We start from the raw sequence: 12,993 nt of genomic DNA, 5'->3' as shown, positions 1-12,993 counted from the left end.
GTTGCGGGTCACTGCGGGTCCGTTGTGGCTGGTCGCGCAGTTCCCCGCGCCCCTACGGGGCCCTTGAAGGGGCCCCTGACGGGGCCTACAGGGCGTCCTCCTTCAGGAGGTCCGCGCACTTTTCGCCGATCATCATCGTCGTGATGCACGGATTCACGCTGACAAGATCCGGCATCACCGACCCGTCCGCGACCCGCAGCCGCTCCACCCCCTTGACCCGCAACCGCGGGTCCAGCGGGGCGGAAGCGTCCCCCTCCGCACCCATCTTCACCGTGCACGACGGGTGGTAGACGGTGTTGTGGGTCTTGTGGATGTAGTCGAGCAGCTCGTCGTCCGTCCGGACGTCGGGCCCCGGGGCCAGCTCGGCCCCCGCCCACCCGCTCAGCGCGGGCTGCGAGGCGATCCGCCGGGCCAGTTTCAGCCCGTACGTCATCACGCGCGCGTCGTGCTCGTGCGTGAAGTACCGCGGATCGACCCTCGGCTTGTCCCGGTAGTCGCGGGTCCGCAGCCGTACCGTGCCCCGCGACTTCGCACGGGTGACGTTCGGCGTGAGACAGAACGCGTTCTCGGAGGTCGGATAGCCCCACCGCGCGGTGTTCATGTCGAACGGCACCGATCCGTAGTGGAACATCAGGTCGGGCCGGTCGAGGCCCGGTTCGGTGTCGTAGAAGATGCCCGCCTCCCACCACTGGCTCGAAGTGGTCGTCATGGGCTGCTTGGCGTCCCACATGATGACGCCCTCGGGATGGTCCTGAAGGTTCTCGCCGACGCCTGCCGCGTCCACCACCACGTCGACGCCGACCTCGCGCAGATGTCCGGCGGGCCCGATGCCCGACAGCATCAGCAGTTTCGCGCTGTCGATCGAGCCGCAGGACACGATCACCTCGCGCCTGGCCCGTACCGTCCGGGTGTGGATCAGGTCGGGGTCCAGGTACTCGGCGCCCACGCAGCGCCGCCCGTCCAGCACCAGTCTCTTGGCGCGCACCCCGGTGCGTACATCGAGGTTCGGGCGCTTGCCGAGGATCGGGTGCAGATACGCGACCGACGAGGACTGCCGGATGTTGTTCTCGTCGGAGTTGATCTGGAACCAGCTCGCGCCCCGGACGACGGTCCTGCCCGAGTTGAAGGGCGTCGTCGGGATGCCCTCCTGGACGCAGGCCTCCAGCAGGGCCGTCCCGCACGGGTCGTCGCTCTTGAGCGTACGGAGCTTCACCGGGCCGGTGCGGCCGTGGTGCTCGCCGGGGGCGTCGTTGTTCTCCAGCCGCCGGTAGAGCGGGAAGAGCTCCGCCGAACTCCAGCCCGTACAGCCCGCGGCGGCCCAGTCGTCCAGGTCCTCCGCGGGTGCCCAGAAGGCGATACAGGAGTTGTGCGAGGAGCAGCCGCCGAGCACCCTGGCGCGGGCGTGCCGCATGAAGCTGTTGCCGCTGGGCTGCGGCTCGACCGGGTAGTCCCAGTCGTAGCCGGACTCCAGCAGCCCCATCCAGCGCTCCAGCTTCATGACGGCGTCGTCGCCGACGTCACTGGGTCCGGCCTCCAGGACGCAGACCGTGACGGCCGGGTCCTCGGAGAGCCGGGCCGCGACCACATTGCCCGCGGTGCCCCCGCCCACCACGACATAGTCGAACTCGTCTTCCTGCATGGTGAGTTGACCTCCTTGGAGTCCTGGAGTCCTAGCACTTCTTGAGGAGTTGCGATCGTCGGTAGTCGGTAGTCGGTAGTCGGTCGTGGAGCGTGGGTCGTCAGTCGGCCGTGGGCGTGGCCGCCGGAGAGGCGGGCGGAAGCGGTGTGTCGGCGGCCTTGTACTGGTGCTCCGCGAGCACTCCGGTGCGGTGCCGCTGCACGAACCAGTAGTAGGCGAAGCCGCCACCCATCACGATGCCGACGAACAGGACGGCGCCCCACCGCAGATACCAGTGGTACGGGGCGGCGGCGTTGTAGACCGCGGCGCGCGGCCAGATCAGGTTGATCATCATGGCCGTGCCCCACACCACGGCGACGATGTTGACGGGCAGCCCCCAGCGGCCGAGCGAGAACCGGCCCTCGCCCGCGGGCTGCCACTTGCCGCGCAGCCTGGCCACCAGCATGGGCCCGGTGACCAGCAGATACGCGAGATAGATCAGGATGATGCCGATACTGGTGACCACGGTGAAGATCTGCGGCTGGCGGATGTTGACCACCAGGATCGCCAGCGCCAGGACCCCGATGATCACCGCGGGCAGGATCGGGGTCTGGAAGCGCGGGTGCACCTTGGCCAGCTTGGAGGAGGCGGGCAGGTTGTTGTCCCGCGCCATCGCGAAGGCCAGCCGGATCGCTGCCGTGTGCACGGCCAGGGCGCACACGGTGACCGCGATGAACACGCACCACAGCATGGCCTTGCCCGCGTCCTCACCGAGCACGTTGAGGACGACGTACTGCAGGCCGTCCGTGGAGAGCCGGTCGCCCTTCAGGCTGGACACGCTCATCAGCGCGAGCAGCAGGACGAGTCCGCCGAGGACGAACGAGGCGACGATGGCACGGATGATCGCGCGCGGCGCGTTGCGCGACGGGTCGAGGGACTCCTCGCCGAGCGAGGCGGCCGTGTCGAAGCCGTACATCACGTACGCGGACGCCAGCGACGCGACCAGGAACGCGCCGAAGTAGTCGCCGGGCTGACCCGCGCCCGTACCGTTCGTCTCCAGCACGACCCCCGGACCACGGGTGATGTGCACGGCGAACAGCACGATGAGTACGACGGTGGCGATCAGCTCGATGAAGACGCCCGCCGTGTTGATCCGGGCCATCAGCTTCACACCGAGGGCGTTCACCAGAGTGGTGAAGACGATCAGGACGGAGGCCAGCAGCACGGCGTTGGTGGCCACGTCGTACTTGCCCGTGCCGTCGCCCACGAACTGGAACGCGGAGGAGATCTGCGGAAGCGTCAGCTGGTAGGCGAGGGCCACGGCCGCGATCGACACGACCGAGGCGATCAGCATGGTCCAGCCGGCCAGCCAGCCTATGTGCGGATTGCCTATCTTCTTGGACCAGTTGTAGACGGAACCGGCCACGGGATAGCGGGCGGCGAGTTCCGCGAAACAGAGCGCGACCATGAACTGGCCGATGAAGACCATGGGCCAGGACCACCAGTAGGCGGGCCCGCCGCTGCCGTAGCCGAAGTAGAAGAGCTGGAAGGTGCCGGTGAGGATGGAGATGTAGCTGATCCCGGCGGCGAAGGTGTGGAAGTTGCCGAGCGTGCGCTTGAGCTCGGGCTTGTAGCCGAACTCGTTGAGTTCGGAGTCGTCGTGACTGTGCTTGTCGTCGTGACCGTGCGGACCGGCTGGTTGCTCCGATGGTTGCTCGGTGGTGGTCATGAGCGGCCTCCTGGGAAGGGGGAGTTCTCCCGGGCGGGAGGGGGAGTGCGGCTCGTGCGGGGTCGTCGGTGAAGACTGGATCTTATGGCGCCGGCGGCCGGATCCGTACGGTGAAGTGCGGTGGATTCTGCGGTGGTTGTCGGCAGCCCCCCCCAAGTCAGCCGCTGCGGTCGCGGAGTCGGTCGCGGCGGCGGTTCACGAGAACCAGCCCTGTGGACTCGGATTCGTGGTCCGCCAGATGTGCTTGGTCTCGCGGTACTCGGCGAGGCCCGCGGGTCCGAGTTCCCGCCCGAACCCGGACTGCTTGTAGCCTCCCCACTCGGCCTGCGGGACGTACGGGTGGTAGTCGTTGATCCAGACCGTTCCGATGCGCAGCGCCGACGCGACGCGCTGCGCCTTCGCCTCGTCGGACGTGAAGATGCCGCCGGCCAGTCCGTAGATCGTGGCGTTGGCCAGCCGTACGGCCTCCGCCTCGTCGGTGAACCGCTCCACGGTCAGGACCGGCCCGAAGGACTCCTCCTGGACCACGGTCATGTCTCCGGAGCACTCGTCGAGCACGGTCGGCGGGTAGTAGAAGCCCTCCGGGTGCGGGGGCTCGGCCGGCCGGCCCCCTCCGCAGCGCAGGACCGCCCCCTCCTCCAGCCCCTTGGCCACGTACGCCTCGACCTTCGCCCGGTGGGCCGCCGAGATCAGCGGCCCGGTCTGTGCCCGCTCGTCGAACGGCCCGCCCAGCCTGATCAGCCGGGCCCGGCGGACGACCTCGTCGACGAAACGGTCGTGCAGGGAGTCCTCGACCAGCAGCCGCGCCCCGGCCGAGCAGACCTGCCCGGAATGCAGGAAGACGGCCGTCAGCGCCATGTCGACGGCCGTCTCGAAGTCGGCGTCGGCGAAGACGATGTTCGGGTTCTTGCCGCCCAGTTCGAGGGCGACCTTCTTCACCGTCCCGGCCGCCGCGGCCATCAGCCTGCGTCCGGTCTGCAGACCGCCGGTGAAGGAGACCAGGTCCACGTCGGGATGGTCGCCCAGCGGAGCGCCCGCCTCCGGACCGGCGCCGAGAATCAGGTTCGCCACCCCGGCGGGCACCCCGGCCTCCTCCAGGAGACGCATCAGATGGATCGCGGTGTGCGGGGTCAGCTCGCTCGGCTTGAGGACGAAGGTGTTGCCCGCGGCCAGCGCGGGGGCGACCTTCCACGCGGTCTGGAGCAGCGGATAGTTCCAGGGGGTGATCAGCGCGCACACCCCGACCGGTTCGTGTACGACCCGGCTGTCGACGCCCTCGGTGCCCGTCTCCACGACCCGGCCGGACTCGCTGGCGACGAGCCGTCCGAAGTAGCGGAAGCAGTTCTCGATGTCGTCGATGTCGTACTCGCTCTCCACCAGGCGTTTGCCGGTGTCGAGGGACTCCGCGCGGGCGAGTGCGGGCTTGTCGCGGGCGAGCAGGTCGGCGACGCGGAGCAGCACATCGCCGCGTTCGTTCGCGGGGGTCCGCGGCCAGGGGCCCTCGTCGAAGGCGCGGCGCGCGGCTGCGATCGCGTCGACGGTGTCCTCGCCGCCCGCCTCGTCGACGACAGCGACGAGCGATCCGTCGGCCGGACAGCGGATCTCACGCGTGCGTTTCTCCCGCGCGCTCGTCCAGGTGCCGCCGATGTAGAGATCCGCCATCCCTGCCTCCCAGCATGCCTATGAGCCACTCGTGGAACATCCCGATGTGGTGCTCGGTGGGCACCAGCACCCCGCCCCTGCGGTAGGCGCGGGACGCCATGGCGGGCTGCGTTCGCTCGCACGCCTCGAAGTCCTGGGCGTTGACCCGGTGGAAGAGCTCCACGGACCTCGACACATCGGCGCCCGACTCGACGACCTCGGGGGCGTAGAGCCAGTCGCACTCCACGATCGTCCGGTCCTCGGCGAGGGGGAACATGCGGTGCAGGATGACATGGTCGGGGACGAGATTGATGAACACGGTGGGTTTGACCGTTATCGCATAGTAACGACGGTCCTGATCCTCCGCGACCTCAGGCAGCCTGCCGAATCCCTCGCTGCCGTCGACCGTGAAGCCCTTGATCCCCTCGCCGAACTCGGCGCCGTGGCCGACGTAGTACTGGGCGGCGTAACCGTCCGCGAACTCCGGCAGCACCTCCGTCAGTTCGGGGTGGATGGTCGCGCAGTGGTAGCACTCCATGAAGTTCTCGACGATCAGTTTCCAGTTGGCCCGCACGTCGTAGGTGATGCGTTTGCCGAGGGCGAGGTTCTCCGTGCCGTAGTGCTCGACGGCCGCCACGTTCCCGAGCCGTTCCACGGCCGCGCCCATCACCGTCTCCTCGAAGGACGGCGGCTCGTCGGCCAGACACACCCAGGCGTATCCGAGCCACTCCCGCAGCGCGACGGTGACCAGCCCGTACTCCGTGCGGTCGACGTCCGGCATCTTCACCAGGTTCGGCGCCGCGATCAGCTTCCCGTCCAGGCCGTACGTCCAGGCGTGGTACGGGCACTGGAGGTTGCGCCGGACCTCGCCGGCCTCCTCGGTGCAGAGCCGGGCACCGCGGTGGCGGCAGATGTTGAGGAAGGCCCGCAGCTCGCCCGTACGGGACCGGGTGATCAGGACGCTCTCACGGCCCACCTGGACCGTACGGAACGCACCCGGTTTGGCCAGGTCGGCGCAGCGGACGGCGCAGAACCACATCGACTCGAAGAGGTGCTCCTGCTCCTGCCGGAAGATCTCCGGATCGGTGTAGTAGTGCCCCGGCAGTGTGCTGATCAGACTGGGGGGCAGCTGGGCGGAGGCGGCGGGGGAGACGGATGCGGGGGCGGCGGATACGGGGGTCGTCGACACGAGCGTGCTCCTCAGGCGGGCGCGGCGGCGAGGCGGTGGGGGTCGAACAGGCCGATCGGGTGACCGGTGGTCCCCGTCAGGGCCAGATCGGCGAGGATCTCGCCGACAACCGGCACGAACTTGAAGCCATGGCCGGAGAAACCGCAGGCCACGGTCACGGACTCGGGATGCGCGGGATGCCGGGCGATCACGAAGTGCTCGTCCGGAGTGTTGGAGTACATGCAGGTGGCGGCCTTGAGGAAGGTGCCGGGCAGATCGGGGATGCAGCGGGACATGTGGTCCGCCATCGCCCGGATCTCGTCCTCGTGGACCGTGCGGTCGATGGTCTCCGGGGTGCAGATCTGCCCCTTGCGGAAGAACGCCACCTTGGCGCCCAGCTCCGGCCCGTCGATGGACGGGAAGCCGTACACCTGGACGTCGTCCGCGTCCTCCCAGATGTAGATCGGGTGGTTCTCGGGCACGAAGGGCCGGACCCCGCCCCTGGGCTGGAACCAGTACATGACCTGCCGTTCGATGGTGAACGGCACCCCGAGGTCGGTGAGCAGCTGCGGCGCCCAGGCGCCCGGACAGATCACCAACTGGCCCGCCGTGTACGTGTTCTCGGCGGTGTGCACGCGTACGCCGTCCCGGTACGGCTCCCAGCGGGTCATCGGCTCGTCGAAGTGCAGGTCGGCGCCCTGCCGGGTGGCGAGTTGGAGATGCGCCGCGACCATGTTCTCGGGGCGGACCAGGCCGGCCTTCCTCTCGAAGAGCCCGACCTCGTCGTCCCTCGGAGCGAGGGTGGGGAAACGACGGCGGATCTCGGCCGCGTCGAGCATCTCGTGGGGCAGGTCCCACCGGGCCGCCGAGCGCAGCGAACCGGAGACGGTCAGCGAATCGGGTCGGCCGATCATCACACCGCCGCACAGGGTGGCGATGTCCCGCCCGGTGGCCCGCTCCACGTCCTCGTACAGCTCATAGGCGCGCAGCAGCAGCGGCACGTACGCCGGGTCCTCGAAATAGGACTGCCGGGTGATCCGCGAACCCCCGTGACTGGACCCACGGTTGTGCACGGGCCCGAACTTCTCAAGACCGAGCACCCGCACACCACGCGAGGACAGATGATGAACAGCGGCACTACCCATACCGCCAAGACCGATGACGACGACGTCGTAACTGGGGGACACGGGGACCTCCGTCTTTCCGGGGGCGCGGGGAACGGCGCAATCTTTTGTCTTTGAGTCGCGCGGGCAACGGCGCGGACTTCCGCCGTTCAGGGGCGCGGGGAACGGCGCAGTCTTTTGCTTTTAAGGGGCGCGGGGCCGTATCGAGATGCGGCTCGGCCGCGGGGCGCGACCAGCCCCCACGGACCCGCAGGCTGTCCACGGTCTCTCCCCGGAGGGACGATCACCGTCGAATACGGCTCATCTTCGGATCGAAGATCGGCTCGTCGACGACAGTCGCCCCCACCTTCTCCTCGAAGTACTCGACAGAGACCCCCGCCCCCACGGGCAACACCGGCAACCACGCATACGCCACACACCGCCCCACCGTGTACCCGTACGCCGCACTCGTGACGTACCCCGCAGGGGAGCCGTCGACGTACACGGGCTCCTTGCCGAGCACCACGGCCGACGGATCGTCGAGCAACAACGGTGTGAGCCGACGCCGAGGCTGACCCACACCGCCCCCGCCGCGCCCCTCCAGCGCCCCCATCCCCAAGAACTCCCCCTTGTCCAGCCGAACGGCGAACCCCACCCCCGCCTCGTACGGATCGTGTTCGTCGGTCATGTCGACGCCCCACGCCCGGTACCCCTTCTCCAGCCGCAGGCTGTTGAACGCGGAGCGCCCGGCCGCGATCACACCGTGCTCCCGGCCCGCCTCCCAGAGCGTGTCCCAGAGGCGGAGCCCCAGGTCGGCGCTGGTGTAGAGCTCCCAGCCCAGCTCCCCGACGTAGCTCAACCGCATGGCGGTGACGGGGACATGGCCGATGTACGTCTCCTTGGCGCGGAAGTAGCCGAAGCCCTCGTGCGAGAAGTCGTCGCGGGTGAGCGGCTGCACGAGCGCGCGGGCGAGCGGCCCCCAGACCCCGACGCAGCACGTACCGGACGTGATGTCCCGGAGATGCACGCCGTCGGGGGCGTGCCTGGCCAACCAGTCCAGGTCCGCGGGGGAGTTGGCGCCCACCTGGAAACGGTCGGGGCCCAGGCGCGCGACGGTGAGGTCGGAGCGGATGCCACCCGTGTCGTCCAGGAGCAGGGTGTAGGTGACGGCGCCGGGCTTCTTACGGAGGTTGTTCGTGGTCATGCCGTGCAGGAATTCGAGGGCGCCGGGGCCGGTGACTTCGAGGCGGCGCAGGGGAGTCATGTCGTAGAGCGCGACCTTCTCCCGGGTGGCCCGCGCCTCGGCCGCGGCGACGGGCGACCAGTACCGCGCCGACCAGGCGTCCCGCGCGGGCACGTCGAGCCCGGCGGCGAGCGGCGCGTTCGCCTCGTACCAGTGCGGACGCTCCCAGCCGCCGCCCTCCAGGAAGTACGCGCCCAGTTCCTGCTGGCGTGCGTGGAAGGGGCTGACCCGCAGAGGCCGCGGCCGTTCCATCGGCTGGAGCGGATGCAGGACGTCGTACACCTCGACGAACTGCTGCGAGCCGCGCTCCCTGATGTACGAGGGTGAGCGCTGGGCCTCCTCGAAGCGCGTGAGGTCGCACTCGTGGGCGTCGATCTCGGGGCGGCCGTCGATCATCCACTCGGCCACGGCCTTGGCGACACCGGCCGAGTGGGTCACCCACACGGCCTCCGCCAGCCAGAAACCCCGCAGCGCACGCGATTCGCCGAGAACCGGCATGCCGTCGGGGGTGAACGAGAAGACGCCGTTGAAGCCCTCCTCGATCTCGCTCCGGCGCAGGGCGGGCAGCAGCCTTCGGCAGTCGTCCCAGCTCGGCGCCCAGTCCTCCTCGGTGAAGGGGAACGACGACGGCATCTCCAGGTCGTTCGCACGCGCCTCGTCGTAGCCGAGGACCGCGAAGGGGTCCACGGGGAGCGGCCGGTGGGCGTAACTGCCGATGCCGATGCGGTCACCGTGCTCACGGAAGTAGAGGTCGCGGTCCTGGAAACGGAGGATGGGCCGCGACGCCTCCGCGACCGCCCGTGCCCCGGTGTCCGCCTGCGCCTCCGTGTGGGCAACGGCCAGTTCGGGCAGCGGCTTCGTCCGCGCGTACTGGTGGGCGAGCGGCTGCAGAGGTACGTCGACCCCGGCCATGCGGCCGATCACCGGCCCCCAGAATCCGGCCGCCGAGACGACGTGGTCGGCGGGGAAGACGCCCTGGTCGGTGACGACGGCGGTGACCCTGCCGTCCTCCTTCTCGATCCCGGTGACGGTGTGCCGGTCCAGGAAGCGGGCACCGCGGCTCTCGGCCCGTTCCTTCTGGGCGTGGGCCGCGAGCAGCGCGCGGGCCAGACCGTCGTCGGGGGTGTGGAAGCCCCCGAGGACCATCGATTCGTCGATCAGGGGCCAGAGTTCCTTGCAGCGGGCCGCGCTCACGATCTCGCCGCGTACGCTCCAGGAGGCGGCGTAACCGGCCTTGCGGTGCAGCTCGGCGAGGCGCTCGGGCGTGGTCGCGAGTTCCAGGCCGCCCACCTGGTTGAAGCAGGAGACGCCGTCCACTTCCAGGGAGTTGAACTTCTCGACCGTGTAGCGGGCGAAGGCCGTGAGGGTCTTGGACGGACTGGTCTGGAAGACGAGGCCCGGTGCGTGGGAGGTGGAGCCGCCGGGAGCGGGGAGCGGCCCCTGTTCGAGGACGGTGACGTCGGTCCAGCCGCGGGCGGTCAGTTCGTCCGCGAGGGAGCAGCCGACGATGCCGGCGCCCACGACGACCACACGGGGCACGACGGCGGCACGGGGCACGGCGGCCGCACGGGGCACGACGGCCACATCGGGGCTGTTGGACTCGTGGCCGCTCACAGGACCACCACCGAGCGCAGCACCTCACCGCGGTGCATGTTCGACAGGGCCTCCTCGACCTGGTCGAGCGCGATGGTCTCCGAGACGAACGCGCCCAGATCGAGGAGCCCGTAGAGGTACTGGTCGATGAGGAACGGGAAGTCGCGGCTGGGCAGACAGTCGCCGTACCAGGAGGACTTGATCGCGCCGCCGCGGGAGAACACGTCGATCAGCGGCAGCTCTATCCTCATCTCCGGCGTCGGGACACCGACCTGCACCAGCAGCCCCGCGTGATCGCGCATGTAGAAGGCCTGCTCGAACGTCTCCGGGCGGCCCACGGCGTCGATGGCGATGTCGACCCCGAAACCGTCGGTGAGGGCGCGCACGGCCTCGACCGGGTCGGTGCCACGCGAGTTGACCGTGTGGGTGGCGCCGAACCTCTCCGCCCGGTCGAGCTTCTTGTCGTCGATGTCGACGGCGATGACCTTCATGGCGCCGTTGAGGCAGGCGCCCGCGATGGCCGCGTCGCCGACACCGCCGCAGCCGATGACGGCGACCGTGTCACCGCGCCCGACGTTGCCGGTGTTCACCGCGGCGCCGTAGCCGGCCATCACCCCGCAGCCGACCAGGCCCGCGGCCTCGGGGCGGGCCGCGGGGTTGATCTTCACGGCCTGGCCCGCCGCGACCAGGGTCTTCTCGGCGAAGGCGCCGATGCCGAGCGCGTTGCTGAGCGGGGTGCCGTCGAGGAGGGTCATCGGCTGGGTGGCGTTGCGCGAGTCGAAGCAGTACCAGGGGCGGCCACGGCGGCAGGAGCGGCACGCACCGCAGGGGGCCCGCCAGGCAAGGACCACGTAGTCGCCGGTCCTGAGGTCGGTGACGCCCTCACCGACCGCCTCGATCGTGCCGGCCGCCTCATGGCCCAGCAGGAACGGGAAGTCGTCGCTGATCGCGCCCTCGCGATAGTGCAGATCCGTGTGGCAGACCCCGCAGGCCTGCACGGTGACGAGCACCTCGCCAGGACCGGGATCGGGAACGACGATCGTCCGCACCTCGACGGGTGCGCCCTTCTTCACAGCGACTACGGCACGGACCTCGTATGGCACGACCTAGCTCCTCTGCTGTTGCGCAATGCACTATGGGTTGCGCTATGAGGAACATAGTGAGAACGCCTCCAGGGGGCCGTCAAGAGGTGCGGGTTAACCCTTGGCAAAAGGAACCGGCGCCCCGAAATCTGTCCGACACACAGAAGCGCGGGGCCAGATGTTCCTGACCCCGCGCCGTGTTCCGGCCGGCTGTTCGCGCCGTGTTCCGTGTCCGCGCGAAGCCCGGTGCCCGGCTCGGGTTCGTGTCCGGACCACCTCCGCCGGAGCCCGCTGCGCGACCCGGCTCCGTGGCCGGTTCCGTGCCCGTACGAGTTCGGCCTCCGGCTCGGTTCCATGGCCGGTTCCGTGCCGGCCCGAGGAGGCGCCCCCGCTTCCGTCAGAAGCCGTAGCCCATCCGGCGCGAGAGGTCGGACGCGGCCGCGACCGTGCGCTTGGCGAGCTCCGGCAGCCGGTCCGGCTCCAGCCGGTACACCGGTCCGGAGACGCTGATCGCGCCGATCACCTTGCCGTCGTGCGCGCGCACCGGAGAGGCCGTGGCGGCCAGCCCCAGCTCCAGCTCCTCCAGGGCGAACGCGTACCCCTGCTCGACCACGGCCTCCAGCTCCGCGCGCAGCGCGGCCGTCCCGGTGATCGTGCGCTCGGTGAAGCGCGGCAGGGTCCTGGCCAGCAGCCCTTCGCGGAGCGTCGGCGGCAGGTGGGCCAGCAGCACCTTGCCGCTGGAGGTGGCGTGCAGCGGGGTGCGTCTGCCCAGCCAGTTCTGCGCGGTGACCGACGCGGCGCCACGGGCCTGCATGATGTTGACCGCCGCGTTGTCGTCGAGGACCGCGATGTTGACGGTCTCGCCCAGCTCGTCCGCGAGTTCGCGGCAGACGGGCACCCCTTCCTGCGAGATGTCCAGCCGCACTGCCGCCGCCCCCGCCAGGCGTAGTACGCCGGCCCCCAGGAAGTACTTCCCGCGGTCCTTCGCCTGGGCGACCAGGCCGCGGTTCTCCAGCACCCCGAGGAGCCGGAAGGCCGTGGACTTGTGGACCTCAAGCTCGTCGGCGATCTCGGTGACGCCCGCCTCGCCGAGCCGGGCGAGGATCTCCAGCACGCTCACCGCGCGGTCCACCGACTGGACGGCGCTCCCCGCGCCTCTGCTCTGCTTCTCCGGTGTCTCCCCTGTGCCGTCAGCCTGCTTCTGAGTGCGGGTCATAGCTCAACTCTCACCACCTGGCGGCCCGGTTTGAGCCGCATCTGCCGGAAGCCCTTGACGTGACGGGCATCCCGCGCGGATTCTGTTGCGCATAGCGCTCCCTCGTGCGCCATACGAAACATCATGTTACCGAAGAGTCCGTGACCGGGAAGGTCTCGGACCGCACCGGACCTGTGAGGACCAGGACTGTGGGTCCTGGACCGAGAGGGGGGCCCGTGATTCCCGTCTGCCGCCTTGATGACCTCCCCGCGGGCGAATCCGTCCGTGTCGACACCATGCCGCCCATCGCCGTGTTCAACGCCGACGGCGAGCTGTACGCCATCGACGACACCTGCACCCATCAGGACGCGTCGCTCTCCGAGGGGTGGCTGGAGGGCTGCCTGGTCGAATGCCCCTTGCACGCCGCCTCGTTCGATCTCCGCACGGGACTGCCGACGTGTCTGCCCGCGCGCCGCGCCGTCCGCACCCACCGCGTCACCGTCGACGACGGTGTCATCCATGTCCACGTGGCAGCGAAGGAGGACACGGCGGCATGACGATCCCCCACGCGAGGGGCACCACAGCGCGCCCCTGTGGTCCCCACCTTTTCATGGGCTCCGC

General features: G+C 69.6%; 9 protein-coding genes. 1 reads left to right on the top strand and 8 read right to left on the bottom strand.

The genetic code is table 11. The annotated features are described in order from the left end of the window. Positions 1 to 85: 85 nt before the first annotated feature. The 8 genes from ACFVH5_RS07605 to ACFVH5_RS07570 form a co-directional block, all read right to left on the bottom strand. Entirely contained in the window at positions 86 to 1,639 is a 1,554-nt protein-coding gene (locus ACFVH5_RS07605) for a GMC family oxidoreductase (protein ID WP_385832625.1), read from the bottom strand. Between the two features lie 100 nt (positions 1,640 to 1,739). Next, positions 1,740 to 3,347, bottom strand: coding sequence for an APC family permease (locus tag ACFVH5_RS07600; RefSeq protein ID WP_385832623.1), 1,608 nt, complete (start codon positions 3,345 to 3,347; stop codon positions 1,740 to 1,742). 195 nt (positions 3,348 to 3,542) lie between these two features. After that, positions 3,543 to 5,009 carry an aldehyde dehydrogenase family protein gene (locus tag ACFVH5_RS07595; RefSeq protein ID WP_385832622.1) on the bottom strand — a complete coding sequence of 489 codons (1,467 nt, stop codon included), beginning with the start codon at positions 5,007 to 5,009 and terminating at the stop codon, positions 3,543 to 3,545. Further along, positions 4,951 to 6,177 (bottom strand): aromatic ring-hydroxylating dioxygenase subunit alpha, encoded by a 1,227-nt coding sequence (locus ACFVH5_RS07590; protein WP_385832621.1) that lies wholly within the window; start codon positions 6,175 to 6,177, stop codon positions 4,951 to 4,953. Before ACFVH5_RS07590 ends, ACFVH5_RS07595 begins: the two co-directional genes overlap by 59 nt. 11 nt (positions 6,178 to 6,188) lie before the next feature. Next, positions 6,189 to 7,343 (bottom strand): N-methyl-L-tryptophan oxidase, encoded by a 1,155-nt coding sequence (solA, locus tag ACFVH5_RS07585; protein WP_384812136.1) that lies wholly within the window; start codon positions 7,341 to 7,343, stop codon positions 6,189 to 6,191. Positions 7,344 to 7,563: 220 nt separating this feature from the next. Then, the gene (locus ACFVH5_RS07580) at positions 7,564 to 10,077 is read right to left on the bottom strand and encodes an FAD-dependent oxidoreductase (protein WP_385832687.1); all 2,514 of its coding nucleotides are present in this window, start codon (positions 10,075 to 10,077) and stop codon (positions 7,564 to 7,566) included. 35 nt (positions 10,078 to 10,112) lie between these two features. Further along, positions 10,113 to 11,198 (bottom strand): S-(hydroxymethyl)mycothiol dehydrogenase, encoded by a 1,086-nt coding sequence (locus ACFVH5_RS07575; protein WP_385832620.1) that lies wholly within the window; start codon positions 11,196 to 11,198, stop codon positions 10,113 to 10,115. A gap of 376 nt (positions 11,199 to 11,574) precedes the next feature. Further along, positions 11,575 to 12,393: an IclR family transcriptional regulator gene (locus ACFVH5_RS07570; RefSeq protein WP_385832619.1), complete on the bottom strand. Its 819-nt coding sequence runs from the start codon at positions 12,391 to 12,393 to the stop codon at positions 11,575 to 11,577. 215 nt (positions 12,394 to 12,608) lie between these two features. On the opposite strand from ACFVH5_RS07570, the gene ACFVH5_RS07565 reads away from it, so the two are divergent. Beyond that, a complete protein-coding gene (locus ACFVH5_RS07565; RefSeq protein WP_384812145.1) occupies positions 12,609 to 12,929 on the top strand; it encodes a bifunctional 3-phenylpropionate/cinnamic acid dioxygenase ferredoxin subunit in 321 nt (106 codons plus the stop codon). Positions 12,930 to 12,993: the final 64 nt, after the last annotated feature.

The sequence above is a fragment of the Streptomyces sp. NPDC127119 genome (genome assembly GCF_042677425.1).
Classification (GTDB): Bacteria; Actinomycetota; Actinomycetes; order Streptomycetales; family Streptomycetaceae; genus Streptomyces.
This window is presented reverse-complemented; position numbering and strand designations above follow the sequence as displayed.

What these genes read in the sequence shown, in the direction of transcription:
- ACFVH5_RS07605 (WP_385832625.1), bottom strand. Translation starts at nt 1,639, where the DNA reads ATGCAGGAAGACGAGTTCGACTATGTCGTGGTGGGCGGGGGCACCGCG.
- ACFVH5_RS07600 (WP_385832623.1), bottom strand. Translation starts at nt 3,347, where the DNA reads ATGACCACCACCGAGCAACCATCGGAGCAACCAGCCGGTCCGCACGGT.
- ACFVH5_RS07595 (WP_385832622.1), bottom strand. Translation starts at nt 5,009, where the DNA reads ATGGCGGATCTCTACATCGGCGGCACCTGGACGAGCGCGCGGGAGAAA.
- ACFVH5_RS07570 (WP_385832619.1), bottom strand. Translation starts at nt 12,393, where the DNA reads ATGACCCGCACTCAGAAGCAGGCTGACGGCACAGGGGAGACACCGGAG.